Raw genomic sequence first — 24,999 nt, 5'->3', positions numbered from 1 at the left:
AGCACCGAGAGCGCCGGCCCGGTCACGACGAGGCCGCGGACCGTGGCCCGGTCGAGGGGGTCGAGGTCGCGGCGGCGCACGAACACCCCGGGAGGCCGCTGCCGGTGCGTCGCGCGAGGCATCGTGAGGTCCAGCCGGAACCCGCGGTTGCCCAGCATGCCGTGCCAGAACGCGGCGGCCGGGCCGCTGACCGTCGAGCGCTGCCCGCCCCACAACCATGCCGCCCGGACCCGGGCCTCGTCGGTGAGCCGGTGGCCCGCGACCAGGTAGACGCCGGGATGGACGGGCCACCACGCGCCGGTCGCCACCCGGCGCGTGACGGTCCGGGCCGAGACCCCGTGGGCGAGGGCCTGCCCGCGGCTCAGCACACCGGCCTGGGCGAGCAGCAACTCCTCCAGCGACATCCGCCCAGGGTCGGGTCCGTGGCGTGGTTCGGGTGCCGGTCGGCCGGATCCGTTCGCACCTGCGACCGGTCCCTGGCCGGTGATCGGCGGCCGGGTCCCGATCGGCGCCGCGGATGGCTCGGATCGGGACCGATCCGCCGATCTTCCTCGCCGCGGGACGGCGGTCTCCGTTTACCCGGCGGCGCGTAGCGTGCACGTCGGCACCGCCCGCGTAGCGTGCACGTCGGCACCGCCCGCGACGCCGACCAGGAGGTCGTCCATGACCGTGTCCGCCCTCTCCGCGACCGCGGTCGCCGGCATGATCGACCACGCGATCCTCAAGCCGGAGCTGACGCGCGCCGAGGTGGACGCCCAGCTCGACACCGCGGCCCGCTACCGGATCTTCAGCGTCTGCGTGCGCCCGTCCGACGTCGTCCACGCCGTGGCCCGGCTGGCGGGGACAACGGTCGCGGTCGGCACGGTGATCGGGTTCCCGCACGGCACGACCAGCACCGGCGCCAAGGTCGCCGAGGCCCGGCAGGCGGTCGCCGACGGGGCCGCCGAGCTGGACATGGTGCTCAACGTGGGACGGCTGCGCAGCGGCCTCGTCGACGACGTGGAGGCCGACATCCGGGCCGTGGTCGAGGCGGGGCAGGGCCGGGTCGTCAAGGTCATCCTGGAGACCGTGCTGCTCTCCGACGACGACATCGTCGCCGGGTGCCGGGCGGCCGAGCGGGCCGGTGCGGCGTTCGTCAAGACCTCCACCGGGTTCGCCGGCGGCGGGGCGACGGCCGCGCACGTCGAGCTGATGCGCCGCACGGTCGGGTCGTCGGTGCAGGTCAAGGCGTCCGGCGGGGTGCGCGACCTGGACACGGTGCTGGCCTTCCATGCCGCCGGGGTCACCCGCTTCGGCACCAGCGGCACGGCGACCATCCTGGACGACGCGACCGCCCGCGAGTCTGGCGCGACGGCCCCCGCCCGCGAGGACCGCTCCTCCTACTAACCGGTGCGGCGTCGGCCGGCCCCACCCACCGGGACGGGGTCGAGCACCGCGACTACGGCCGAGCGAGCAGCCGGCGCAGGGCGCCGCGGACCCGCCCGCGGTCCCGACTGCGGCGCCGCGGCGCGAGCCGGCCGGACACCACGTCGTCGAGCAGGGTGCCGACGGTGTCCCGGGCGTCGGCGCGGTTCGCACCGATCCCGCCGGACGGGCCGCGCTTGATCCACCCGACCACGTAGGCGTTGGACGCGCCGACGACCCGGCCGCCCTCGTGCGGCACGGTGCCGCTCGCCTCGTCGAACGGGAGCCCGGGCACCGGCCGTCCGCGGTGGCCGATCGCGCGCACGACGAGACCGGCCGGGATCGTGGCCGTCCCGTCCGCGCCGGTCACCCGTACCCCGTCCACGGCGTCGGTCCCGGTGATCTCCTCGAGCATGGAGGAGAAGCGCAGCACGATCCGGCGCCCGGGCGGCGGCGGGGTCGCGTGGTCGAGCACCTCCCGCTTCGCCGTGGCCAGCAGCCCGCCCTTGTCCGCCCCGGCGTCGATGATCGCCCCGGCGAGCCCGTCGTGGTCGTCGACGACGACCTCGACGTCGTCGCGGCGGGTCAGTGCCAGCATCTCCGGTCGCGTGTAGGCGGCGACGTCCGGTCCGCGGCGCCCGAGCAGGACGACCTCGCGGACGCTGCTCGTGCGCAGCCGGGCCAGTGCGGCCGGGGAGATCGCGGTGCCGGCCAGGTCGTCCGGGTCGGTGGTGAGGATGCGCGCCACGTCGAGGGCGACGTTGCCGTTGCCCACCACGACGACCCGGTCCCCGCCCAGGCCGAGCGCGGCGTCGGCGACGTCAGGGTGGCCGTTGTACCAGCCCACGGCCGTGATCGCGCCGACGCTGCCGGGCAGGTCCTCACCCGGCACGCCCAGGTCGCGCGAGGTCGGCGCGCCGACCGCATAGATCACCGCGTCGTAGGAGGCCGCGAGCTGCTCCGCGGTGACGTCGCGGCCCACCTCGACACCGAGCCGCATCCGCAGCCGGTGGTGCGACCGGTACCGGTCGAACGTCTCGGAGATCCGCTTCGTCGACGGGTGGTCCGGCGCGACACCGAAGTTCACCAGCCCCCCGGGCACCGGCAGCCGGTCGATCAGGGTGACCCGCGACGAGGTGTGCAGCAGCAGGTCCTGCACCGCGTACATGCCGGCCGGGCCGCTGCCGACGACCGCGACGTCGAGCGCCGGGAAGTCCGGCGGGATCACCCGGTCGAAGCTCGGCGGGTCCCACGCGTGGAAGATCGGCGCGGGGTCCGGGCGCTGCGCCGCGGTCGGGCGGTCGGCGTAGTACTCGGCGTTGACCTCGCCGTAGGCGGCGAGCGGGCCGGACAGCGACTCCAGCGGGAAGATCGCATCGACCGGGCAGGCGTCCGCGCAGGCCCCGCAGTCGATGCACACCCGGGGGTCGATGTAGAGGATCTCCGCCGTCGCGAAGTCCGCCTCCCCCGGTGTCGGGTGGATGCAGTTGACCGGGCACGCCGCCACGCAGGAGGCGTCGGTGCAGCAGGTCTGGGTGATCGCGAACGCCACGGCCGGGCTCAGATCAGGTTGGCGCGCTTGTAGAACGCCCTCGCCGGGCGGGTGAGCAGGCCGCAGGAGTTCAGGAACTCCATCAGTCCGGCGCAGCTCGAGCGCAGCATCGCCTTGTGGTGCTCGTTGTGCTTGGCCTCGCGCAGCGCGCGAGCGGAGTCCAGTCCGGCGTTCGCGTAGACCCGGTCGTTCCACATGCTGGTCACGATGTGGTACGCCGCACCGGCCACCACCAGGGCGTTGATCTGCCGGCGGATCCGGCCAGCGCCCTCGAGCCGCTCGCGGGTCTCCTCGCGGGCGAACTTCATGTGCCGCGACTCCTCGACCACGTGGATGTTGTTGATCGTCCGCACGAACGGGACGACGCGCTCGTCGCGCATCCAGTCCCGCTGCATGACGTCGAGGACCTCCTCGGCGACCAGGATCGCGGCGTAGGCGGCCTCACCGAACGCGGCGGCCTTGAACACCCGTCCGAGCTCGATCACGTGGCGCTTCGGGCGGTAGGCCGGTGCACCCAGCTTGGCCGCGCCGCGGGCGAACATGATCGAGTGCCGGCACTCGTCGGCGATCTCGGTCAGGGCCCACTGGAACGCCGGGTCGGTCGCGTCCTTGGCGTAGAAGTCCCGGATGACCATCTGCTGCAGGATCATCTCGAACCAGATGCCGGTGCTGGCCACCGACGCCGCCTCCTGGCGGGTCAGCGCGCGCCGCTGGTCCTCGGTCATCTCGTCCCAGTAGGACGTCCCGTAGAGGGTGCTCCACTCCGGGCTGGTGCCGTGGAACGAGGTGTCCAGCGGGGTGTCCCAGTCGACGTCGCGGGTCGGGTCGTAGGACAGCTCCTCGGACGAGCGCAACAGCCTGCTCGCCACGTCGTGTCGCTCCTCCGCGGCGGCGGTGTCCCGGCCCTCGGCGATGGTGCCAGTCATGATCGCTCCCTGACTGTTCGACGACAACGTCTCTGTTACCACCGGTAACGTTACCAGAGGTAACAGGTGGACGCAGCCCCCTGTCCGCCGTGCGCGACCTACGTGTCCGGATCGAAGTCCGACGGCGAGGCCTGGTCGAGGAACCGCCGGAACTCCTCGATCTGACGCGCGTCGTCGCCCGGGCCGGCCTCGGTGCCGCCGGGTTCCGGGTCGGCGACCGGGATGTCGTCGGCGTCGACGATCCGGGCCTTGGCCACCCCGGCCTGCTCGAACACGTCGTCGTCGACCTCGATCCGGGCGTCGAGGTGCAGGGCCAGCGTCAACGCGTCGCTGGCGCGGGAGTCGACCGTCGTGCCGTCGTCGAGCACCAGCTCGGCGTGGAAGACGGACTCGCGCAGCGCGGTGATCCGGACCCCGGTGAGCCGGCGGTCGAACTGGCTGATCAGCAGCCCGATCAGCGCGTGCGTGCCCGGGCGCGGCGACACCATCCCCTGCCGGGCCCGCTCCACCTCGGTGGCGTCGTCGCGGGCCATCCAGATCGGCAGCAGCCGTCCCGGGGGCGCGGTCTCCTCGAGCAGCACCAGGGGCTGCGACCGTTGCTGGTCGACCCCGATCGCGTGCACCCGCGTCTCGATCACGTCAACCTCCCCCGGGCCGCCCGGGCCGGGGGCACCGGCCGGGACGACGTCAGGACCCGAGTATCCCACGGGCCGGTCATGACGGGGCTCCGGCGACGGGGGCCCCGGCGACGACCCCGCGGTCGTGCAGCGCCGCGATCTCCGCCGACCCCAGGCCCAGCACCTCGGCGAGGACCTCGTCGGTGTCGCGCCCGAGGTCCGGCGCCGTCCCGGTGCCGCCGTGCCCGCCGTTCCAGCGCATCGGCGACCGGGCGGTGATCGACGACCCGGCCCCGCCGGGCAGCTCCATGTCGGCCAGTACCGGGTGCCGGCCCGCACGGTGTGCGGCCACCACGTCGGACATCCCCTGGTAGCGGCCCCACAGCACGCGGGCGGAGTCGAGCTCGGCCGACACCGTCGCGTAGTCGCGCGCGGCGAACCAGGGCTTGAGCACCGCCGCGATCGTGTCCCGGAGCCGGTAGCGGTCGGACTCGGCGGTCAGGTCGGCGTCGAGGGCCTGCTCGAGTGCCGCGAAGACGTCCTGGGTGCCGGTGACCTTGCGCAGGGCCGACCACTGGCCCTCGGTCAGCGCCACCACCATCACCCGGGGGCCGTCGGCGCAGGCGAAGTCCACCCCGAAGCTGCCGTAGACGTGGTTGCCGTGCCGCGGGCGCTCGCCGCCCCGCTCGGCCGCCTCGGAGAGCCAGCCCAGGTTCGCGACGCCGGCCAGGGCGACATCGGCCAGCGCGAGCTCGACGTAGGCCCCGCGCGCGGTGCGGGAACGGTCGTACAGGGCGGCCAGCACGGCGGTCGACACGCTCAGCCCGGTCACCAGGTCCCAGGCCGGCAGGACGTGGTTGACCGGCGCCGCGCCCTCCTCGGTGCCGGTGACCAGCGGGATCCCGACCTCGGCGTTGACCGTGTAGTCGACGGCCGGCTGCCCGTCCGGGTAGCCCTGGACGCGGACGTGGACCAGGTCCTCGCGCCGCGCGACGAGCGCGGCGTTGGACATCCAGCGGCGCCCGACCACGTTGTCCACCAGCACGCCGCGGTCCGGGCCCGGCGCGGTGATCAGGGCGGTGACCAGCTCCCGGCCCTCGTCCGAGCGCATGTCCACCGCGACCGAGCGCTTGCCCTTGTTCAGCGAGGTCCAGTAGTAGGACTCCGCGTCGGCGGGCCCGGCGCCGTTGCCGACCACCGGCCAGCGGCGGTGGTCGGCACCCCCGCCGATCGGGTCGATCCGGACCACCGAGGCGCCGAGCTGGGCCAGCGTCATGCCGCCGGTCGGTCCGGCGACGAAGCTGGCGCACTCGACGACCTGCAGACCCTGCAGCGGGCGGCGCTCGCCGTCGTTCATCGTTCTCCGTTCGGCCGGTCGGGCATCTGCGAAAAGGGGCGAACCTAGCGGGCCGACTCCGCGCGGCGCGGGAGCACCCAGCCGGGGCGCACGAAGTGGCACGTGTAGCCGTAGGGGTACTTCTGCAGGTAGTCCTGGTGGTCCTCTTCGGCCTGCCAGAAGTCCCCGGCCGGGGCCACGTCGGTGCTCACCCGTCCCGGCCACAGACCGGACGCGTCGACGTCGGCGATCGTGTCCAGCGCGACCTGGCGCTGCTCGTCGGACAGGTAGTAGATCGCCGAGCGGTAGCTGCGCCCGATGTCGTTGCCCTGCCGGTCCTTCGTCGACGGGTCGTGGATCTGGAAGAAGAACTCCAGGATCTCCCGGAACGAGATCACCGCGGGGTCGAACACGACCTCGACGGCCTCGGCGTGGTCGCCGTGGTTGCGGTAGGTCGCGTTCGGGGTGTCGCCGCCGGAGTAGCCGACCCGGGTCGAGATCACCCCGGGACGGTTGCGCAGCAGCTCCTGGGCGCCCCAGAAGCAGCCGCCGGCCAGGATCGTGGTCTCGGTCGCCATCGTGGTCCTCTCCCTGTCGTCGTCGCGTCCGGTGGGTCGTACCCGGACGCACCGTAGGTGGAACGCCCCGGCGGGAGACGATGTTCCTCTCCCCCTGCCGGTCACGCCGGGCACAGCGCGACCAGCTTCGCGACCGTGTTGAGGTTGCGCGCGGTGCCCGGGACCGCGAGCGCACGGCCGATGGACTCGTGCTTCATCTGCGGTCGCCCGGCACCGGCGTGGTAGCGGACGTGCATCTCCCGGCCCTCGACGTCCCAGAGGTCCTCGCCGGTGGCGAACGTGCGCGCCTTCGCCACCGCGGCCGCGGTGGGCTCGCCCATGAGGAACACGACGTAGGAGTACCTCGGCTCGACCACCTCGAACGGGTGCGCCGCCAGTGCGGCCGCCAGCTCGCCGGGCGTGCGCGAGATCGCCTCCCGGAAGAACCCGTGCCGGGCCTCGACCGCGCGCTCCAGCGCACGGTCGAAGGTGTCCGGGTCGCCCGGCACGTCCGCGATCAGGTTGCCGCTGGCGATGTGGGTGCGCGGCTCGCGCGCCCCCAGCCCGGCGGCCATCTCGCGCAGCGAGGCCATCGGCAGCGTCGCGCCCCCCACGTTCACCGCGCGCAGGAGGATCACCCGGACAGCCACCCGAGCAGTATGGCCCGCCGGGACTGGCGAGGTCGGGGTGCGGGCGAGGTCAGGGTGGCACGGTCAGGGTGGCATGGTCAGGGGGCATCGCGGGTCAGGTCGCTCGCCCACTCGCGCAGGGTCGCGGCGCGGATCTTGCGCCCGTTGGTGCCCGAGGTCGTCGGCATCTCCTCGATCACGTGCACCGATGCGGGCACCTTGAACCGCGCCATCCCGTCGGCGCACCACGTCCGCAACGCCTCCGGGGACAGCACGCGGCCGTCCTCGGCGACGACGAACCCGACCGCGACCGTCGCGCCGTCCGGGCCCGGCACGCCGACCACCTTCGCCGTGTGCACGTCGGGGTGCGCGGCCAGCCGGATCTCGATCTCGGAGGGGTCGACGAGGAACCCGCGCAGCCGCAGCGCGTCGCCCATCCGGCAGACGTAGGCGAACACCCCGTCGTCGACGATCGTGCCGAGGTCCCCGGAGTGGAACCAGCCGTCGGCGGTGAACGCCCGGGCCCTGGCCGCGTCGTCGCCGAGGTAGCCGTCGACGACGTTGGGGCCACGGAACTGCAGCTCCCCCTCCCGCCCCGGAGGCAGCGGCTCGTCGCCGGCGGGGTCGGCGACGCGGACCTCGATGCCGGTGTGCACGACCCGCCCGCCACCGGCCCAGCGTCCGGGCTCGGGCTCGTCGTGCGGCCAGAACGAGGTGAGCGCGAACAGCTCGGAGGACCCGTAGACGCCACTGGTGGAGGTGCCGAACTCGTCGCGTGCCCAGGCGGCGAGCTCGCGGGAGCGGCCCTGGAAGTCCGCGACGCCCCACCAGCGCCACGACGAGAGGTCGCGGGGCCGGGCCGTCCACGCCTGCTGCAGGCGCAGCACCAGGTCGTCGCCGCCGACGACGTGCGTGACGCCCAGGCGCGCCATGTCGTCGAGCACCTGCTCGGCGTCGAAGGCGGGCTGGAACACGCACGTCGCGCCGGCGGCCAGCGCCGCGGTCGCGGTGTTGTAGCCGAACACGCCGGACAGCGGCAGCGCGCAGAGCACCGGGTCGCCGTCGTCGATCCCGATCGTCGCCGCGTCGGCGACGGCGTGGGCGAGCACGCCGGTCCCTCGGTGCGCCGCGAGCTTGGGCATGCCGGTGGACCCGGAGGTGGTGAACGCGACGACGAGGTCGTCCGGGTCCGAGGCGGGCAGCGGCGGCGGGTCGGCGGTGTCGCCGGGTGCCCACGCCCCGGACCCGGCGTCGTAGGGCGCGGGGTCCGGTGCCGCCCGGCCCGGTCCGGCCACCACGGCGACCGCGGGGGCCGGCGCCGCGGCCTTGGCGACGGCGTCGCGCAGCCTGCCGGCCAGGTCGAGGCCGTGGAAGTCGTGTGCGATCACCAGCAGCACCGGGCGGGCCCGGTCGAGCACGTGCGCGACCTCGTCGACGTTGTAGCGGGTGTTGATCCCGATCACGTGCGCCCCGCGGGCGGCGACGGCGAACTGCCAGGCCAGCGCGTCGCTCCAGTTCGGCAGCCACACCGCGACGCAGTCCCCGGCTCCGACGCCGTGTCCGCGCAGCTCCTCGGCCAGCGCGGCGGTGCGGCGCCACAGCTCGCCGCGGGTCACCGGGACCGTCTCGCCGCCCGGCCCCTTGTCCAGTACGGCGACGGCGTCCGGGGCGCGGCGCACCAGCCGTCCGAGCAGGTCGGGCAGGTCGCGCGGCATCTCGCCGGGCGGCGGGAACGCGGTCACCGGGTGCGGGACGACGGCGGGTGCCTCGCTCATCGGGTCACCGCCGCGGCCCGCTCGGTGCCGGTCGCCGGCGCAGGGCTCGTCGGGGCGGGGTTCGTCGGGGCGGAGGTGCCGAGCTCGCGCAGCCAGCCGTCGAGCACCGCGTCGAAGGCCTCGATCTCCTCCATCGGGTAGTGCCCGATGCCGTCGAGGACGGTGCACCGCGCGCCGGGTATCCGTCCCGCGGCCCACCGGACCGCGTCCGGGTCGAGCCACAGGTCGTCCTCGCCGACGACCAGGTGCGCCGGGCACGTGATGTCGCCGAGCGCGTCACGCAGGTCGTGCGAGGTCCAGCCGAGCAGGTCCGAGGTGGAGATCGCCGGGTCCTCCCGGCGGTGCATGGTGGCGATCAGCTCGGCCCGCTGAGCCGGGACCGAGCGCCCGACGACGGCGAGCGTGCCCAGGTGGGTGCGGTCGGTGCGGCTCGGTGCGGCGACGTCGGAGAGCTCGCGGCGTAGCCCGCGGGCGCTCGGGCGGCCGTTCGTCCAGGCGTCCGCGGCCATCGCGACGACGCCGGAGAGCCGCTCCGGTGCCCGGCAGGCGAGGTCGAGGGTGATCTTGCCGCCGATCGAGCAGCCCGCCACGAAGGGCCGGTCGAGGCCCAGCGCGGTGATCAGCTCCAGGCACCAGTCCGCGTAGGTCCCCAGGTCGGTGACCGGCCCGCCCGGGGCCGGCTCGGAGCGTCCGTGGCCGGGCAGGTCCGGGACGATGACCCGGTAACCGCGCTCCGCCAGCGCGCCGGCGACATGGCGCCACTGGACGCCGCTCTGGCCCGCGGTGTGCAGGCACAGCACCGGGGTGGCGTCGGTCGCGCCGTGGTCCTCGGCGAACGCGAGCGCGCCGCCGACGTCGAGGTAGTGGGCCCTCATGCGTCCTCCCCCGCCAGCTCGCGCGCCGCGTCGACGATCAGATGCAGCGCCGCGGTGAGCCTCAGGTACTCGTAGCCGTCGCCCCGGGTGGCGAAGCGGCCGGTCATCGCGAACCGGGTGAACGCGTTGTCCGGGGCCTCGACGAGCTCGAGCCAGGTCAGCTCGTCGGCCTCGACGGTGAACGTGGCGCCGGTCGCCGCGCGCCGCGACACCTCGATCACCTTGCCCCGGTAGACCCGCAGGTGGACCTCGGAATCGCCCGCCCGCAGGCCGATCGCCCCGTCCCAGGTGGCCAGCGACTCGGCGAACCCCGGGTCCAGCCGGGCGACGAGCGCCTCGCCCCAGGCGACGGTGCCGAACGCCCGCCCGACCGGGTCCGGCCCGTCCCCGGATGCGGAGACCATCGCCGCGGTCGTGCCCTCCTGGACGACCGCGCCGTCCGGGTCGACGAGTGCCATGTGCCGGGTGACGACCCCGCGGTCGCCCCGGCTCGTCCGGCGGCACCCGACGATCGTCACGTGCAGCGCGACGGTGTCACCGACCCGGATCGGGCGCCGGTAGGACCAGTGGGTGTCGAGCAGGCCGAGGACCGCGGAGCCGTGCAGGCCCAGGGTCTGCAGCAGGCCCATCGCGACCGCGGGGCCGAACGGGCCCTGCAGGATCGCCTCCGGCCCGGTGTGGATCGGGTGGTCGTCGCCGCTGACCCGGGTGAAGTCCGCCAGATCCCCGGCGGTGACGGTGCGGTGGCCGGTGCGGAACCGCTCCCCGACCCGGAAGTCCTCGAAGTACCGGCCCGGACCGACCCCGGTCCGTGTGGCCTGCTCCGTGCTCACTCGTCGCTCCCCGCCTCGTCGCGATGTCGACCCTGTCCAGTCTTACGAACGGTCGTTCTCTCCTGGCACCCAAGCACCGCCGGCCGGATCGGGTCAAGCATCGGTTCGGCACGGTACGGTGCTCGACATGAACGATCGTTCACACCCGGTGCTGATCGTGGGCACCGGACGCGGCAACGAGGCCGCCATCCTGAACGCGGCACTGGACGCGTTCGGCGCCGAGGGGTTCAACGGCGCCTCCATGCGCGACGTCGCCAAGCGCGCCGGCACCAGCCTGTCGAACCTCTACAACTACTTCCCGTCGAAGTCCGACCTGCTCGCCGAGGTCCTGCGCCACGCCAACGACGAGCTCTCGGCCCGCGTGCGCCGGGCCGTCGCCGACGCCGGCGACGACGCCGCGCCCCGGCTGCGCGAGGCCGTCCGCGCGTACGTCGGGTTCGTCGTCGACCACCAGCTGGCGATGACCGTGTCCACGAACGAGGTCCGCTACCTGCGCGGGGAGAGCCGCGAGCGCCTGACCGCGGCCCGCGACGCGACCCAGTCGCTCGTCGCCGAGATCGTCGCCGACGGCGCGGCCGACGGCACGTTCGCGACCCCGCACCCGGCCGACGCGGCCCGGGCGATCCTGTCCATGGTCGGCGCGATCGCGGCCTGGTACCGCCCGGACGGGCGGCTGTCCCGCGGCCAGCTCGCCGAGCAGCACGCCCGCTACGCGCTGGCCCTGCTCGAGGCCCCGCTCCCGCACTGAGCGCACACCCACCCGCACAGGGTGATCCGGGTCACCCTCCTTGTCTCCGGGGTCGGCCGGGCCTACGTTACGAACGATCGTTCGTACCGCACCGTTGCGGCACCGGAGGGGTGGACAGGCACATGGACCAGAGCGCTCCCGCAGTTCCGAAGAAGATGGGCAGGCTGGCGTCGGCGGCCGTGTTCGCGACCGCCCTCGAGTGGTTCGACTTCCTGATCTACGCCACCGCCGCCGCGCTGGTGCTGGGGCCGCAGTTCTTCCCCGCGGCCAGCCCGGTCGCCGGGACGCTGGCCTCGTTCGCGACGCTGGCGGTCGGGTTCGTCGCCCGCCCGCTCGGCGGGATCGTCGCCGGCCACTTCGGGGACCGGTTCGGGCGCAAGCCCCCGCTGGTCGTCGCGATGCTGGTGATGGGCCTGGCGACGTTCGCGATCGGCGTCCTGCCGAACTACGACGCGATCGGCGCGTGGGCACCGGCCCTGCTGGTCGTCGCCCGGCTGGTGCAGGGCCTCGGCGTCGGCGCCCAGTGGGGCGGCGCGGCGCTGCTGCTCACCGAGCACGCCCCGGTCGAGAAGCGCGGCTTCTACGGCAGCCTGATCCAGACCGGTTCGATCTTCGGCGCCGTCGCGGGCAACCTGTTCTTCCTGCTGCTCACCGCGAACATGAGCGAGGAGGCGTTCGCGAGCGTCGGCTGGCGGATCCCGTTCCTGTCCGGGATCGTGCTGGTCGGGATCGGCATCTACGTCCAGCTCAAGATCGAGGACACCCCGGTGTTCCGCGAGATGGCGCGGCGCAGCGCGGAGTCGGCGCGCGACGCCGGGCTGCGCAAGGCCCCGCTCGGCGAGGCGCTGCGCCACCACTGGCGCCAGATCCTGCAGGCCGCGGGCGCGTTCTTCGTCGTCAACGCCACGTTCTACATCCTGATCAGCGGGATGCTCGACTACGGCACCAAGACCGTCGGGCTCTCGCGCACCGAGATCCTCGTGTGCGTGATGGTCGCCGGGGCCACCCAGGTGGTCACGATGCCGTTCTTCGGGGCTCTGACCGACCGGATGGGCAGCCGCAAGAAGCTCTACCTGACCGGCACCGTGTTGATGGCGGTGTTCGCGTTCCCGATGTTCTGGCTGATCGACACCGGCTCGGTCCCGCTGGTGCTGCTCGCGCTGCTGATCGGCTTCACCATCCACGCGACGATGTACGGCCCGCAGGCCGCGCTCTACGCCGAGATGTTCCCCGCCGACGTCCGCTACTCCGGCGCGTCGCTCGGCTACCAGGTGGCGTCGGTGCTGGCCGGCGGGCTGGCCCCGTTCATCATGACCGCGCTGCTGGCGTCGACCGGGGCGTCCTGGTCGGTCGCGCTCTACATCGTCGCGACAGCGGTCGTCACGTTCGTCGCCGTGGCCACGATCAACGAGCGCTACCGCCGCGACCTCTACGAGACCTCCGAGGAGTCCGCCGCGGCCGAGCGGGCGCACTCGGCCTGAGGTCCTACCGGGCCCGCCAGAGCTGGATCAGGTGCGCCTCGACGGGCTCCTCGTCGATCTCGATCTGGTTCACCTCGCGGGCGGCCTCGAGCCCGCGGGCGTAGATCCGGACGCCGTAGCGGTCCCCCGGCGCGAGATCGAGGACCGGCAGGTCCTCGATCTCGCCGAACGTCGTGACGACGTGCAGGTCGCGCCCCGTCGCGGTCAGCTCGACCTGTTGGTGCACGTCCCAGGAGCCCCGGGCGGGCACCACCTCCGAGCCCGGGTGGAACGTCTCGACCGAGACCTCCACCGGCCCGTCGAAGGTCGCGGTCCGCACGACGACCCCGCCGCCGTCCGGGGACGGGTAGAGCAGCCGGTCGCCGTCCCATCCGGACGGGTACCCGCTCGTCGGGCGGGTGTCGCCGTGCACGAGGTGGTACCGGGATCCCTCGATGTGCGGGACCACCGTTGCGCGCACGTTCCCCTTCCCGACTCCCTCGACGCCGGGAGCGCCGGCCGCGGTGCCACCGTATGCCACGGTCGCGCACCCCCCGGCGCGGTGTGCCCGGCCACAGGGACCGCCCCGGTGGGAAGGCGCGCCCGCGGGCCGTCGTTGACGGGGGTGACCGCCTCGCGCGAGGAGGCCCGCCCACCGCCGTCGTGGGCCGTGCTCCGTGAGCCCACCGTGTCGTACCCGGGTCGCACGACGGACCCGGGACGGGAGGACTCCCCCATGTCATCAGCCGTGATGTCCGACGACGTCGTGCAGCTCAACAACGGGGTCGCCATGCCGCGGCTCGGTTTCGGCGTGTCCGAGGTGCACGACACCGAGGCCGCGGTCGGCGCGGCCCTGCGCGCCGGGTACCGCAGCATCGACACCGCCGAGGTGTACGGCAACGAGGACGGCGTCGGCGCGGCGATCGCGGCGTCCGGGATCCCGCGCGAGGACCTGTTCGTCACCACCAAGGTCTGGAACGACGACCGGGGGCGTGACCGGGCGCTGCGCGCGGCCGAGCGGAGCCTGGACCGCCTCGGCCTCGACCACGTCGACCTCTACCTGGTGCACTGGCCGACCCGGACCCGGGAGCGCTGCGAGCAGACCTGGGACGCGATGGAGACGCTGCTCGCGGACGGGCGCACCCGCGCGATCGGGGTCTCCAACTTCCGGCTCTCGCACCTGGAGCGGGTGCTCGGGCTGGGCGGGACCGTCCCGGCGGTGAACCAGATCGAGCTGCACCCGGGCCTGGAGCAACGCGAGCTGCGGGCGGCGCACGCCGCGCACGGCATCGTCACCGAGGCGTGGAGCCCGCTCGGGCGCGGCACGCTGCTCGACGAGCCGGTGATCACCCGGATCGCGTCGCGGCTGGGTCGTTCGCCCGCGCAGGTGGTGCTGCGCTGGCACCTGCAGCAGGGCACCGTGGTCATCCCGAAGTCGAACACGCCGCAACGGATCGCCGAGAACCGCGCCGTGCACGACTTCGCGCTCACCGACCGGGACATGCTCGCCGTCTCCACCCTCGACGACGCGGACGGCTCGGGCCGGATCGGTCCGGTCCCCGACGACCTGGCGCTCGCCCAGCGATAGGCCGCCGGACCGTCAGAGCGCCGGCGCCGTGGCGTCGCGCGAGCGCCTGCTCAACCGGGCCGCGCCGAGCGCCCCGACACCGGACAGGGCCACCATCACCACCAGGTAGACCGACGCGCCGGCCATGCCCGCCGACGAGGCGAGCAGCAGCGTGACGACGATCGGCGCGAGGGCGCCGCCGAAGATCGAGCCCAGCTGGTAGCCCACCGAGGCGCCGCTGTAGCGCACCTCGGGCGGGTAGCTCTGCGCGGCCAGCGCGGCGGAAGGCCCCCACATCACGTCCGAGGCGATCCGGGCCGCGCCGATCGCGAGCGCGATCAGCACCAGCGAGCCGGTGGCCATCAGCGGCAGGAACGCCGCGATCGCGACGGCGGTCGCGACCGCGCCCCAGGCCACGGTCCGGCTCAGCCCCCAGGTGTCGGCGCGCTGGGAGAACCACAACGTGAGCGGCAGCTCGATCAGCGCCACGACCAGCACGATCGCCAGCAGCGGGGCACGCGGCAGGTCCAGCTGCGCGGTGCCGTAGGAGATCGAGAACACGGCGGCGATGTAGCCGACGGCGGTGATCCCGCCGAAGATCAGGATCCCGCAGAGCACCTGCCCGGAGTGCTCGCGCAGCACCGAGACGATCGGCAGTCTCATCGACCCGGCCCGCTCGGACCGTTCGAACTCCGGGCTCTCCTCGACCTTGAGCCGCACGTAGAGGCCGACGCCGACGAGCAGCGCGCTGAACAGGAACGGCACCCGCCACGCCCACGCGGTGAGCGCCTCCGGGCTGACGATCGCGGCGAGCAGCAGGAACGCGCCGTTGGCCGCGATCAGCCCGATCGGCACCCCGAGCTGCGGGAACGCGCCGAAGAAGCCGCGCCGCTTCTCCGGGGCGTGCTCCACCGAGATCAGCACCGCGCCGCCCCACTCGCCGCCGACGGCGAAGCCCTGCAGCACGCGGAGCAGGACCAGCAGGACCGGCGCGGCGACGCCGATCGTGGCGTAGGTCGGCAGCAGGCCGATCAGCGCGGTGGAGATGCCCATCGTCAGCAACGTCGCGACCAGGGTGTTCTTGCGGCCGAGCTTGTCGCCGAGGTGCCCGAAGATGACGCCGCCGATCGGGCGGGCGACGAACCCGACCGCGAACGTGCCGAACGCGGCGAGCGTGGCGGCCAGCGTCGAGGCGCCGGGGAAGAACTGCGGGCCGAACACGATGATGGCCGCGAGGCCGTAGATGTAGAAGTCGTACCACTCGATGGACGTGCCGACCAGGCTCGCCAGCGCGACCCGTCGCAGGCGCTTCGGGTCGGCCTGTCCCGTCCCGGCGGGCGGTCCCGGTGACCCGGCGGGTCGTGGTGCGGACGGCGAGGTGGTCACGGCGGCCTCCGTTGGTCGTGGTGAGCGGGGTGGATCGTGCCGTCCGCCCGGTCGGCGGCGCCCTCGTCTTTCCGTCTGACGGGAAGGTTTGTGAGCCGCGCCACCCCGGCGCGGCGATCCCGCGACGGCCCCCGGGGCTCAGCCCTCGATCGGCTCGAGCTTGGAGAAGATCTCCTCTCGGCGGTCCTCGAACTGCTCGGGGAGCTGGAACCGGGTGCCGAGCTCGTGCGGCGACTCGTCGCAGGTCCAGCCGCCGTCGTCGTGGGTGACGGCGAGCTCGAACAGGGCGCCCGCCGGGGTGCGGACGTAGACCGACTTGAAGTACTTGCGGTCCTTGAGCTCGGAGATGTCCGTGTAGCCGGCGCCCTCGACCTCGAACTTCAGCGCGTCCTGGTTCTCCAGGGTGTCGAGGTTCCAGGCGACGTGGTGGAACGTGCCCGCCCCGTAGCGCCACGTCCCCTGCTCGTCGCGGCGGTTGGCCACCAGCTCGACGTGGTTGCCGTGCTCGGCGTCGCCGACCTGGAATGCGATCCGGTCGCCCTCCTCGAGGGTCTTGCCCTGCCCGTGGAACGTGTCGTCGGCGAACTCGACCATCCGGTCCGGGGTGGCCACGTGGATCCCGACGCCGTGGATGCCGTGGATCGCGTGCTCCGCGGGCACCCCGTCGCCGGGGTGCCCGGTGCGGTCGTCGCCGTCGTTGCCGACCATCACGTACTCGATCCCGCAGGGGTGGCGGAACGCGAGCCGGCGGGCGCCGAACACGTCGCCATCGGCGACCTCGACGCCCCGCTCGGCCAGGCGGCTGCGCCAGAACTCCAGCGAGCCCGACGGCACCGACAGCTGGACCTCGCGGGCCTGGTTGGTGCCACGGGTGCCGTACAGCCCGGCTTGCGCCCACGGGAACGTGGTCAGCACCGACGACGGGTCGCCGTCGGCGTTGGAGTAGTAGAGGTGGTAGATCGGTACCGACCCGTCGAACAGCACGGTCCGCTTGATGAACCGCATCCCGAGGGTCTTCGTGTGGAAGTCCACGTCCTCCTGGGCGTGCGCGACGGACAGGGTCATGTGATGCGAGCCGCGGATGTAGCTCATCGGATCTCTCCTCGGTCGGGGGTCAGAGGTCCAGGTGCAGGCGCGGTCCGGCCGCCCGGGACACGCACACGAACATCGTGTCCTGCGCGGCCCGCTCCTGTTCGGTGAGCAGGCTGTCCCGGTGGTCGACCACGCCGTCGAGCACCCCGGTCTCGCAGGTGCCACAGGTACCTTCCCGGCACGACGACAGCGGCGCCAGCCCCGCGTCCTCGAGCACCTCCAGCACGCTGCGCCCCGGCGGGACCTGCAGCACGTCCCCGGTGCTGGCCACCGTCACCTCGAACGTCGTGTCGTGGCCCGGGCGCGGGTCCGCCACGGCGAGGTCGGGTTCGGTCATCGTCGTCCTCCGATGGTTGCGAGCGCCGGTTCCGCCGGCGCGGGGTCGGCGGGCCCGGCGGGGTGGTGCCCGGCCGTGTGGTGATCGACGGGGTGGGCGAACAGCCACTCCCACACCTCGACCGGCCCGTCCGCGACCGTGGTCGCGCCGCAGTGGCAGATGCCCTCCAGCCGGTCGCTGCCGGGCAGCCACACCACCCGGACCACCGGGGCGCCGGCGCCGCTCGCCCGCACCGCCTAGACCCCCGCCGGGGTCGGGGCGGGGGTCGCCGCCTCGGTCGAGGCCGCCGCGGCCATCCGGGCCAGCATCCGGCGCGCGGCCAGCCCCCCGGTGTCGATGTTGATCGAGAGTTCCTGGCGACCCGGCGGGTCGGTCGCCACGACCGTCTCCAGCACGTCCAGGGCGGCGACGTCCTGGAGCACCACGGTCCGGTTCTGCTCGGCCAGGAAGTCCGAGACGTCCTGGTCGTCGAGTGCGAAGTCGCGGGCCACCGCCCAGAAGTCGTGCGTGGAGTGCTCGGTCTCCGGGGTGATCGCGTACACGACCTCGACGTGGAACGCGTCCGGGTCGCTGCCGTCGGGGCGGGGCACGGAGCCGACCGGGGCGATCCGCGAGTGCAGCAGGTACAGGCACGGCGGGGTGTACTCGATGTCCTGCCAGCGGGTGATCCGCCCGGTCAGGCCGGTCGAGTCGGCGTAGAACGGTGGGCACTCCGCGTCGTCCATGTGCCGGCTGACGCGGACGATCCCGGCGTCCTCGTCGACCTCGGTGGTGATCGGCGTGCCGGCCACCTCCGGGGTGCCGATGTAGCCGCCGTGCAGGTAGGTCTCGTGCGAGAGGTCGAGCAGGTTGTCCACCAGCAGCCCGTAGCGCGCGGCCAGCGGCTCCATCCCGGACACCACCGTCCAGCCCTCGCGGTCGAGCCACGGCGCCCGCGGGATCGGGGTGGTGTCCGCGAGCTCCGGCTCTCCGATCCAGACCCACACGAACGAGTCCTGCTCGACGACCGGGTAGCTGGTCAGGCGGGCGGTGCGCGGGACCCGGGTCTGGCCGGGGACGGCGACGCACCGTCCGTCGCTCGCGTAGGTGAAGCCGTGGTAGCCGCAGACGACCTGGTCGTCGACGAGGCGGGTGGGCGCCTGCGACAGCGGGAACCGGCGGTGCACGCACCGGTCGGACACGGCGGTGACCTCGCCCCCGCGCGTGCGCCAGAACAGGATCGACTCGCCGCACACGGTGCGGGAGAACAGCTCCGGGCCGATCTCGCGGCCGTAGGCGGCCACGTACCACTGGTTGCCGACGATGGTGCTCACGGGGGCCTCCCGACCGTGGTGGGACCGCTTCGATGCGGCCGGTCGAGCCGAGTCTCGGTGCCCGGGCCCCTCCCGCGGAACGCCCTTCCCGGCAGCCGGGAACCGGATCACCGGTCGCGGTCCTCCGGTCACCGGGGCCGGGGCGTTCCCGGCTCCGGCCCGGCCACCAGACGGGCCAGCAGGGCCCGCAGCTGTTCCTGCTCGGCGTGCCCGAGCGGGGCCAGGAACTCGTCGTTGAGCGGTCGGACCCGCGCCGCGACGCCGTCGATCAGCTCCCGGCCCGCGGCGGTCAGGCTCACCAGGCGGCGCCGCTGGTCGGTGTCCGACCGGACCCGGTCGACCAGCCCGCGGGTCTGCATCCGCCGGAGCATCTCGGTGGCCGTGCCCTTGTCCGTCGCCGCCAGCGCACAGAGGGTCACCTGGTCGATCCGCGGGCGTTCGCGCAGCGCCGTCAGCATCGCGTACTGGGGCTTCGTCAGCTCCGCCACGTCCTGCTGCCACCGGGCCGAATGCGCCTGCAGGGCGCGCCGCATCAGGTGGAACACCGACTGCTGCAGGCCGTCCGGCCGGTCGTCGGTGTGCGGCACCCCATACGGCTCGTCCATGCCGGAAGCGTAGAGTCCCCATCAAGTCGTGCGTATACAAACTAATCGGGAGGTGCGATGCGACTCGTCGTCGGAATCACCGGGGCGACCGGCGCCCCACTGGGGGTGGCACTGCTGCGGGCACTCGCCGAGACGCCCGACGTGCAGACCCACCTGGTGCTCTCCCGCTGGGCGCGGGTGACGATCCCGTCCGAGACCGGCCTCTCGCTGGAGCAGGTCGGGTCCCTCGCCGATCACGTGCACGGAGCGGGCGACCAGGCCGCGCCCATCTCCTCGGGTTCCTTCCGGACCGACGGGATGATCATCGCGCCGTGCAGCATGAAGACGCTCGCCGCGATCCGCACCGGGTACGGCGACGGGCTGATCGCCCGCGCGGCCGACGTGACGCTCAAGGAGGACCGCCGGCTGGTGCTGGTCCCCCGGGAGACGCCGCTGTCGGAGATCCACCTGGAGAACATGCTCGCGCTGCGCCGGGTGGGTGCGCGGATCGTGCCGCCGATGCCGGCCTTCTACAACCGTCCGGCCTCCGTGGACGACGTCGTCGACCACGTCGTCGGACGGTTGCTCGACCAGTTCGACCTGCCCGCCCCGCGCCTGCGGCGCTGGACGGGCCTGCCCACTCGAGAGATGAGGGTGTCCTGATGCCTGCCGATGACCTGCGCGAGTTCCTCGCCGACCTGGACCGTCACGGTCAGCTGGTCACCGTCACCGACCAGGTCCGCACCGAGCCGGACCTGGGCGCCGCGGCCGCGGCCGCGCCGAAGCTCGGCGACAACGGCCCCGCGCTGCTGTTCACCGACGTCGAGGGGTTCCGGGACCCGCGGATCGTGCTCAACGCGCACGGCTCCTGGGCCAACCACGCGATCGCGCTGGGCATGCCCCCGCAGACGCCGGTACGCGAACAGGTCGAGGAGTTCTCCCGACGCTGGGCCGCGTTCCCGGTCCCGCCCGAACGGCGCGCCGACCCGCCGTTCGCCCGCAACCAGGTGACCGGCGACGACGTCGCGCTGTTCGACCTGCTCCCGCTGTTCCGGCTCAACGAGGGCGACGGCGGCTTCTACCTGGACAAGGCCGCGATCATCAGCCGGGACCCGGACGACCCGGAGAGCTCCGGGAAGCAGAACGTCGGGACCTACCGGCTACAGTGTCGCGACCAGCGGCACCTGGGCATCCAGCCGGTCCCCCAGCACGACGTCGCGGTGCACCTGCGCACGGCCGAGGAACGCGGTGAGGACCTTCCGGTCGCGATCGCGCTCGGCAACGAACCGACGATCCCGATCGTCGCCGGGATGCCGCTGGCCTACGACCGGTCCGAGTACGAGATGGCCGGCGCGCTGCGCGGCTCCCCCTGCCCGATCGCCACCGGGCCCGAGACCGGCCTCGACGTGCCGTGGGGCACCGAGGTCCTGATCGAGGGGGTCGTGCTCGGCGGCACCCGGGAGTTCGAGGGCCCGTTCGGGGAGTTCACCGGGGCCTACTCCGGCGGCCGGTCGATGCCGGTCATCCGGATCGACCGGATCTCCTACCGCGACGACCCCTACTTCGAGCACCTCTACCTGGGCATGCCCTGGACCGAGGTCGACTACCTGATCGGCCCGACCACCTGCGTGCCGCTGCTCGAACAGCTGCGCGCGGAGTTCCCCGAGGTCGTCGCCGTCAACGCGATGTACACCCACGGCATGGCAGTCGTCGTCTCGGTGCGCAACCGCTTCGGCGGCTTCGGCAAGGCCGTCGGCACCCGCGTGATGTCCACCCCGCACGGACTCGGCTACTGCAAGATCGTGATCGTCGTCGACGAGACGGTGGACCCGTTCGACATGGCGCAGGTGATGTGGGCGATCTCGACGAAGGTCCACCCGGCGCACGACCTGGTCACCCTTCCCAACATGTCGATCATGCCGCTGGACGCCGGGGCGCAGCCGCGCGGGATCAGCCACAAGCTCGTCATCGACGCCACCGCCCCGGCGCCCCCGGAGACCCGTGGCGACCACGGCCACGGCGTCACACCGCCGCCGGAGACCGCCGACTGGGTCGGGCGGTTGACCCGGCTCGTCCGCCGAACCCGCTCGGAAGGAGTGTCCTGATGACGTGTCCACGCTGCCGCGGCACCGACGCCGTCGCGCTGACGACCTCGCCGGTACCGGGGGTGTTCACGGTGTTCCGTTGCCCGGACTGCATCTTCGTCTGGCGCAGCACCGAGCCGCGGACGATGACCGACCCGGACCACTACCCGCCCCGGTTCCGTCTCACCGCCGCCGACATCGCCGCGGCGATCGAGGTACCGACGATCGCGCCGCGCCGGTGACGGGCCCGGCGCCGACCCTGATGTGGGAGGCCCGGGCCCGGGCCGGGTCACGCGACGCGCTGCTCGCCTGGGTGCGCGAGCGCGTCCCGCTGCCGGGGGCGCACCGCACGGAGGTGTTCGTGGCGTCGCAGGACCGGGTCGTGGTGATCGCGCTCGGACCGGACCCGGCCCGGTTGCCGGACCCACCCGAGGAGCTGGTCTCCCGCCCTCCGCACGCCTGGCCGTTCACCCGGGTCGAGGTCGTGGGACAGCGCTGAGACCGCGTCGTCGCCGGACGCCTCAGCTCGCGCGGCCGGGAGCCGGCCACCAGTCCGCCTCGACCACCCGGGCCGCGGGCGAGCCGGTCAGCCGGGGCACGACGTCGGTGACCGTGGACAGCCCGCCGCCCGCGATGGCGAGGTACCAGGAGATCCAGGCCTCGATCTGCTCCCCGGACAGGCCCATCCGCCACCGCCGGACGAAGGCCTCCTCGGGGGTCTCGGCGACGTAGCGGTACGGACGGCCGGTGGACTCCGCGATCTGCGCGACCGCCTCGGACAGGGTCAGCGCCTCGGGCCCGGTGACCTCGAGAACGGCCCCGTCGTGCTCGGAGACCGGTCCGTCGTCGAGCAGGACCGCGGCCATCACCGCCGCGATGTCCTCGTGGGTGACGAACGCGGCCCGTCCGCTCCCTCCGGGACCGCGCACCGTCAGCGCGTCGTCGGCCAGGGAAGCGGGGGTGGAGGCGTAGATCCCCGCCCGCACGACGGTGTGGCGCACACCGGACCCGGCGAGGAACTGCTCGGTCAGCCAGTGGTCCCGGGCGTTGCGGTAGGTGGCCTCGGGGCCCGCGCCCAGCAGGGACACGTACAGCACCCGGTCCACACCCACCTCCGTGGCGGCCTCGACGGCGGTGGCGTGCTCCTCGAGCCGCCGCCCGGTGGGCCGTCCGGAGACGAGCACGAGGGTCGAGGCGCCGTCCAGGGCCGCGCGCATCGCCGCCGCGTCGGCGTACCCGGCGGGACCGCGGCGCTCGGTGCCGGGCAGCTCGGGGAGACGGTCGACGTCGCGGCCGACGAGGAGCTGGGGCACGCCCTGCTCGGCGAGCCGTCGCGCGAGACGTCCGCCCAGTGCCCCGGTGGCCCCCGTGACCGCCACCGTCGCGTGTGCGCCCTGCCCGGCCATGGTTCCTCCTCGTCCTCCCGGGCCCGGCCGGGCCCGCGCGGTCCTCGACCCTACGGACCCCGCCCGGACGCGGCCCGGCGCGTCTGCCCTGCGCGGCGGCCCTGCCCGGTGTACTCAGTCGCCGCGGTGCCTGATCACCCCACGCAGGATCGTGCCCGCGGCGAGGTCGGCGTAGCCGTCGTTGACCTGGTCGAGCCGGTAGCGGCGGCTGACCAGCTCGTCGAGGCGCAGTGCCCCGGCCCGGTGCAGGCCCAGCAGGCGCGGGATGTCGTGCAGCGGGTTGGAGTCGCCGAACAGGGCGCCGCGGATGCGCTTCTGGTCCCCGACCAGCGCGCTCGCCGGGACGGTGATCGCCGGGTCGTCGTGGCGGCTCATCGCGGTGACCGTGACCTGCCCGTCCACGCCGACGACGGCGACCGCGGAGTCCATCACCTCGCGTGTCATCAGGGTCGGGATGCAGATCGCGTGGTCGGCCATCCGCCCGCCGGTGAGCTCGGCGACCAGGTCGTGCGCCGCGTCGGCGTCGGCCACGGTGTGCGTCGCCCCGAACGTCACGGCCGACTCCCGCTTGAACGCGACCGGGTCGACCGCCACCACGACGGCGGCTCCGGCGTGCCGGGCGCCCTGCAGCGCGTTGCTGCCGACACCGCCGCAGCCGTAGACGACGACGGTCTGGCCGGCCCGCACACCGGCCGCGTGCACGGCCGAGCCCCAGCCGGTCGGCACCCCGCACCCGACGAGTGCGGCCAGCTCGAACGGGACGTCGTCGTCGATCGGTACGCACGCCCACTCGGAGACCACCGCGTACTCGGAGAACGACCCGACGGTGCAGAACCCTCCGATGTCGGTGCCGTCGTCGTCGTGGAAGCGGAACGAGTCGTCGCCGAACATGCCGGAGAACGCGTTGAGGCCGTGCTCGCACATGTTCTGGTGCCCGCTCGAGCAGGGCCCGCAGGTCCCGCAGGCGGGGATGTAGGAGCACACGATACGGTCGCCGGGGCGTACCCGGGTCACGTCCGGCCCGACCGACTCGACGGTGCCGGCGCCTTCGTGCCCGCCCACCATCGGCGTCCGGACCAGCGCCTCTCCGGAGGTGATGTGGTCGTCGGAGCGGCACAGCCCGGCGGCGTGGAAGCGGACCCGCACCTCGTGCGCGTGCGGCGGGTCGAGCGTCAGCTCGGTGATCTCCCACGAGGTGCCGGGTGCGCGGCAGACCGCGGCCGTGGTCCGCAGCGTCCCGGGTCCGGTGGTGGTGGGTCGGGTGGTCGCGGCTGCGCTCATGCGGCGGCCTCCTGGTCGTGCACGACGACCCCGCGGACGAGCGTGCCGTCCCGGGCGTCGCGGTGGGCGTCGGCGATCCGGTCGAGGGGGTAGCGGCGGGTGACGAGCTGGTCGAGGTCGATCCGGCCGGCGGTGTGCAGGGAGACCAGGCGGGGCACGTCGATCAGCGGGCGGGCGCCGCCGAAACGGGCGCCGTGGATGCGCCGCTGGAATCCGATGATCCGCCCGGACGGGGCGCGGACGGCCCCGTCGCCGCGCGCGGTGACCGTGACGAGGCCGGTCTTGCCGACGGCGTCGAGGGCGGCGCAGAGCACGGCGTCGTCGAGGTCGTCGACCGTGAGCAGCGCGTGCTCGGCGAGCCGGCCCCAGGTGGTGTCGGCGACGAAGGCGTGCGCCTCGGCGGCGGTGGCGACCGTGTGCGTGGCACCGACCGCCGCGGCCCGCTCCCGTTTGAACGGCACCGGGTCCACCACGACGACGTGGCGTGCCCCGGCCAGCCGGGCGCCGATCACCGTGCTCGCGCCGACCCCGCCTGCGCCGTAGACGACGACGGTGTCCCCGGCGGCGACGCCGGCGGCGTGCACCGCGGTCCCCCACCCGGTCGGCACCGTGCACCCGAGCAGCGCGGCCGGGGCCATCGGCAGCGGCTCGCGCAGCGGGACGACCGAGTGCTCGGAGGCCACCAGGTGACCGGCGAGGGTGCCGAGCGCGGCGACCGCGCCCAGGTCCTCGCCGCCGGCGTGGAATCGGGCCGAGCCGTCCGCGGGCCGGCCGGTGGCGGTCTCGCGGCCGCGTTCGCACAGGTTCTGCCGCCCGGTGGAGCAGAACCGGCAGCTGCCGCACACCGGTGCCGCGCACAGGATCACCGGGTCGCCCGCGCGGACCCGCGTCACCCCCGGTCCGACGAGCTCCACCACTCCGGTGCCCTCGTGCCCGCCGACCAGCGGGAACAGCGCCGGCGAACGCCCGGTCCGGGCGTGCTCGTCGCAGTGGCACAGGCCTGCGGCGACCATCCGGACCCGCACCTCCCGGGGCCCGGGGTCGTCCACCTCGACGTCGGTGACCTCCCACGGTTCACCGGCGGCCCGGCAGACGGCGGCCCGGGTGGTGATGCTCATGCGTTCGTCCCGTCGTCGTTCAGACCTGGGTGGTGGCCACGGAGTCGTGCCAGGGGATGACGAGTTTCTTGGTGGTCGTCACCGCCAGATACAGCAGCGACCCGAGCACGGCCAGCAGC

At 73.8% G+C, this 24,999-nt stretch carries 27 protein-coding genes and 1 pseudogene; 8 read left to right on the top strand and 20 right to left on the bottom strand.

The annotated features are described in order from the left end of the window. Positions 1-404, bottom strand: a 404-nt coding sequence (locus I4I78_RS11545; RefSeq protein WP_218611271.1) for a type IV toxin-antitoxin system AbiEi family antitoxin domain-containing protein, incomplete at its 3' end; no start/stop codon positions are given. A gap of 259 nt (positions 405-663) precedes the next feature. Between I4I78_RS11545 and deoC the strand changes: the two genes are divergently transcribed. Continuing rightward, positions 664-1,386, top strand: coding sequence for a deoxyribose-phosphate aldolase (gene deoC, locus I4I78_RS11540; protein WP_218611270.1), 723 nt, complete (start codon positions 664-666; stop codon positions 1,384-1,386). Between the two features lie 52 nt (positions 1,387-1,438). On the opposite strand, the gene I4I78_RS11535 is transcribed toward deoC, so the two are convergent. The 9 genes from I4I78_RS11535 to I4I78_RS11495 all read right to left on the bottom strand — a co-directional run bounded on the left by I4I78_RS11535 (position 1,439) and on the right by I4I78_RS11495 (position 10,504). Then, entirely contained in the window at positions 1,439-2,956 is a 1,518-nt protein-coding gene (locus I4I78_RS11535; protein WP_218611269.1) for an FAD-dependent oxidoreductase, read from the bottom strand. 8 nt (positions 2,957-2,964) lie between these two features. Further along, the gene (locus tag I4I78_RS11530) at positions 2,965-3,882 is read right to left on the bottom strand and encodes a diiron oxygenase (RefSeq protein WP_218611268.1); all 918 of its coding nucleotides are present in this window, start codon (positions 3,880-3,882) and stop codon (positions 2,965-2,967) included. Between the two features lie 98 nt (positions 3,883-3,980). Then, positions 3,981-4,520 (bottom strand): bifunctional nuclease family protein, encoded by a 540-nt coding sequence (locus tag I4I78_RS11525; RefSeq protein WP_218611267.1) that lies wholly within the window; start codon positions 4,518-4,520, stop codon positions 3,981-3,983. 76 nt (positions 4,521-4,596) lie between these two features. Then, positions 4,597-5,856: a CoA transferase gene (locus I4I78_RS11520; protein WP_218611266.1), complete on the bottom strand. Its 1,260-nt coding sequence runs from the start codon at positions 5,854-5,856 to the stop codon at positions 4,597-4,599. 44 nt (positions 5,857-5,900) lie between these two features. Further along, a complete protein-coding gene (msrA, locus tag I4I78_RS11515) occupies positions 5,901-6,413 on the bottom strand; it encodes a peptide-methionine (S)-S-oxide reductase MsrA (protein WP_218611265.1) in 513 nt (170 codons plus the stop codon). A gap of 101 nt (positions 6,414-6,514) precedes the next feature. Then, on the bottom strand, positions 6,515-7,042 hold the full coding sequence (locus I4I78_RS11510; RefSeq protein WP_218611264.1) for a DUF1697 domain-containing protein: 528 nt from the start codon (positions 7,040-7,042) through the stop codon (positions 6,515-6,517). A 77-nt stretch (positions 7,043-7,119) separates the two neighbouring features. Then, on the bottom strand, positions 7,120-8,796 hold the full coding sequence (locus tag I4I78_RS11505; protein WP_218611263.1) for an AMP-binding protein: 1,677 nt from the start codon (positions 8,794-8,796) through the stop codon (positions 7,120-7,122). Further along, on the bottom strand, positions 8,793-9,671 hold the full coding sequence (locus tag I4I78_RS11500) for an alpha/beta fold hydrolase (RefSeq protein WP_218611262.1): 879 nt from the start codon (positions 9,669-9,671) through the stop codon (positions 8,793-8,795). Before I4I78_RS11500 ends, I4I78_RS11505 begins: the two co-directional genes overlap by 4 nt. Further along, complete coding sequence (locus tag I4I78_RS11495) at positions 9,668-10,504, bottom strand: MaoC/PaaZ C-terminal domain-containing protein (protein WP_218611261.1); 837 nt, start codon at positions 10,502-10,504, stop codon at positions 9,668-9,670. The genes I4I78_RS11500 and I4I78_RS11495 overlap by 4 nt, the downstream gene beginning before the upstream one ends. 127 nt (positions 10,505-10,631) lie before the next feature. Here I4I78_RS11495 and I4I78_RS11490 point away from each other — a divergent pair, with 127 nt between their 5' ends. Both I4I78_RS11490 and I4I78_RS11485 read left to right on the top strand, forming a co-directional pair. Beyond that, the gene (locus I4I78_RS11490; protein ID WP_218611260.1) at positions 10,632-11,252 is read left to right on the top strand and encodes a TetR/AcrR family transcriptional regulator; all 621 of its coding nucleotides are present in this window, start codon (positions 10,632-10,634) and stop codon (positions 11,250-11,252) included. Between the two features lie 122 nt (positions 11,253-11,374). Beyond that, positions 11,375-12,733 (top strand): MFS transporter, encoded by a 1,359-nt coding sequence (locus I4I78_RS11485; RefSeq protein WP_218611259.1) that lies wholly within the window; start codon positions 11,375-11,377, stop codon positions 12,731-12,733. 4 nt (positions 12,734-12,737) lie between these two features. On the opposite strand, the gene I4I78_RS11480 is transcribed toward I4I78_RS11485, so the two are convergent. Then, positions 12,738-13,193, bottom strand: a complete 456-nt coding sequence (locus tag I4I78_RS11480) for a hypothetical protein (RefSeq protein ID WP_218611258.1) — start codon at positions 13,191-13,193, stop codon at positions 12,738-12,740. A 255-nt stretch (positions 13,194-13,448) separates the two neighbouring features. Here I4I78_RS11480 and I4I78_RS11475 point away from each other — a divergent pair, with 255 nt between their 5' ends. Then, complete coding sequence (locus I4I78_RS11475) at positions 13,449-14,300, top strand: aldo/keto reductase (protein ID WP_226379517.1); 852 nt, start codon at positions 13,449-13,451, stop codon at positions 14,298-14,300. A 12-nt stretch (positions 14,301-14,312) separates the two neighbouring features. Here I4I78_RS11475 and I4I78_RS11470 read toward each other — a convergent pair whose 3' ends face one another. From I4I78_RS11470 to I4I78_RS11445, 6 genes and pseudogenes are all read right to left on the bottom strand, one after another. Next, complete coding sequence (locus tag I4I78_RS11470; RefSeq protein ID WP_218611257.1) at positions 14,313-15,665, bottom strand: MFS transporter; 1,353 nt, start codon at positions 15,663-15,665, stop codon at positions 14,313-14,315. A gap of 138 nt (positions 15,666-15,803) precedes the next feature. After that, complete coding sequence (locus I4I78_RS11465; protein ID WP_218611256.1) at positions 15,804-16,757, bottom strand: VOC family protein; 954 nt, start codon at positions 16,755-16,757, stop codon at positions 15,804-15,806. A gap of 22 nt (positions 16,758-16,779) precedes the next feature. Continuing rightward, positions 16,780-17,055: pseudogene (locus tag I4I78_RS11460) on the bottom strand (2Fe-2S iron-sulfur cluster-binding protein); the annotation flags it as partial. Positions 17,056-17,090: 35 nt separating this feature from the next. Continuing rightward, positions 17,091-17,327 carry a hypothetical protein gene (locus tag I4I78_RS11455; protein WP_218611254.1) on the bottom strand — a complete coding sequence of 79 codons (237 nt, stop codon included), beginning with the start codon at positions 17,325-17,327 and terminating at the stop codon, positions 17,091-17,093. A gap of 3 nt (positions 17,328-17,330) precedes the next feature. Continuing rightward, positions 17,331-18,407: an aromatic ring-hydroxylating dioxygenase subunit alpha gene (locus I4I78_RS11450; protein ID WP_218611253.1), complete on the bottom strand. Its 1,077-nt coding sequence runs from the start codon at positions 18,405-18,407 to the stop codon at positions 17,331-17,333. Between the two features lie 128 nt (positions 18,408-18,535). Then, positions 18,536-19,012: a MarR family winged helix-turn-helix transcriptional regulator gene (locus I4I78_RS11445; protein WP_218611252.1), complete on the bottom strand. Its 477-nt coding sequence runs from the start codon at positions 19,010-19,012 to the stop codon at positions 18,536-18,538. A 57-nt stretch (positions 19,013-19,069) separates the two neighbouring features. Here I4I78_RS11445 and I4I78_RS11440 point away from each other — a divergent pair, with 57 nt between their 5' ends. From I4I78_RS11440 to I4I78_RS11425, 4 genes are read left to right on the top strand one after another with little or no spacing between them, the layout of a single operon-like run. After that, positions 19,070-19,654: a UbiX family flavin prenyltransferase gene (locus I4I78_RS11440; protein WP_218611251.1), complete on the top strand. Its 585-nt coding sequence runs from the start codon at positions 19,070-19,072 to the stop codon at positions 19,652-19,654. Then, a complete protein-coding gene (locus tag I4I78_RS11435) occupies positions 19,654-21,096 on the top strand; it encodes a non-oxidative hydroxyarylic acid decarboxylases subunit C (protein ID WP_218611250.1) in 1,443 nt (480 codons plus the stop codon). The genes I4I78_RS11440 and I4I78_RS11435 overlap by 1 nt, the downstream gene beginning before the upstream one ends. Beyond that, positions 21,096-21,317: a non-oxidative hydroxyarylic acid decarboxylases subunit D gene (locus tag I4I78_RS11430; RefSeq protein ID WP_218611249.1), complete on the top strand. Its 222-nt coding sequence runs from the start codon at positions 21,096-21,098 to the stop codon at positions 21,315-21,317. The genes I4I78_RS11435 and I4I78_RS11430 overlap by 1 nt, the downstream gene beginning before the upstream one ends. Then, entirely contained in the window at positions 21,314-21,574 is a 261-nt protein-coding gene (locus tag I4I78_RS11425; protein WP_308252034.1) for a hypothetical protein, read from the top strand. The genes I4I78_RS11430 and I4I78_RS11425 overlap by 4 nt, the downstream gene beginning before the upstream one ends. A 22-nt stretch (positions 21,575-21,596) precedes the next feature. Here the strand turns inward: I4I78_RS11425 and I4I78_RS11420 are convergent, their stop codons facing one another. The 3 genes from I4I78_RS11420 to I4I78_RS11410 form a co-directional block, all read right to left on the bottom strand. Then, entirely contained in the window at positions 21,597-22,481 is an 885-nt protein-coding gene (locus tag I4I78_RS11420; RefSeq protein ID WP_218611248.1) for an NAD(P)H-binding protein, read from the bottom strand. Positions 22,482-22,595: 114 nt separating this feature from the next. After that, a complete protein-coding gene (locus tag I4I78_RS11415; protein ID WP_218611247.1) occupies positions 22,596-23,762 on the bottom strand; it encodes an NDMA-dependent alcohol dehydrogenase in 1,167 nt (388 codons plus the stop codon). After that, a complete protein-coding gene (locus I4I78_RS11410; RefSeq protein ID WP_218611246.1) occupies positions 23,759-24,880 on the bottom strand; it encodes an alcohol dehydrogenase catalytic domain-containing protein in 1,122 nt (373 codons plus the stop codon). Before I4I78_RS11410 ends, I4I78_RS11415 begins: the two co-directional genes overlap by 4 nt. Positions 24,881-24,999 lie beyond the last annotated feature (119 nt).

The sequence above is a fragment of the Pseudonocardia sp. KRD291 genome (assembly GCF_019263595.1).
GTDB lineage: Bacteria > Actinomycetota > Actinomycetes > Mycobacteriales > Pseudonocardiaceae > Pseudonocardia.
The sequence above is the reverse complement of the archived record's forward strand: the minus strand, read 5'-3'. Positions and strand labels throughout refer to the sequence as shown.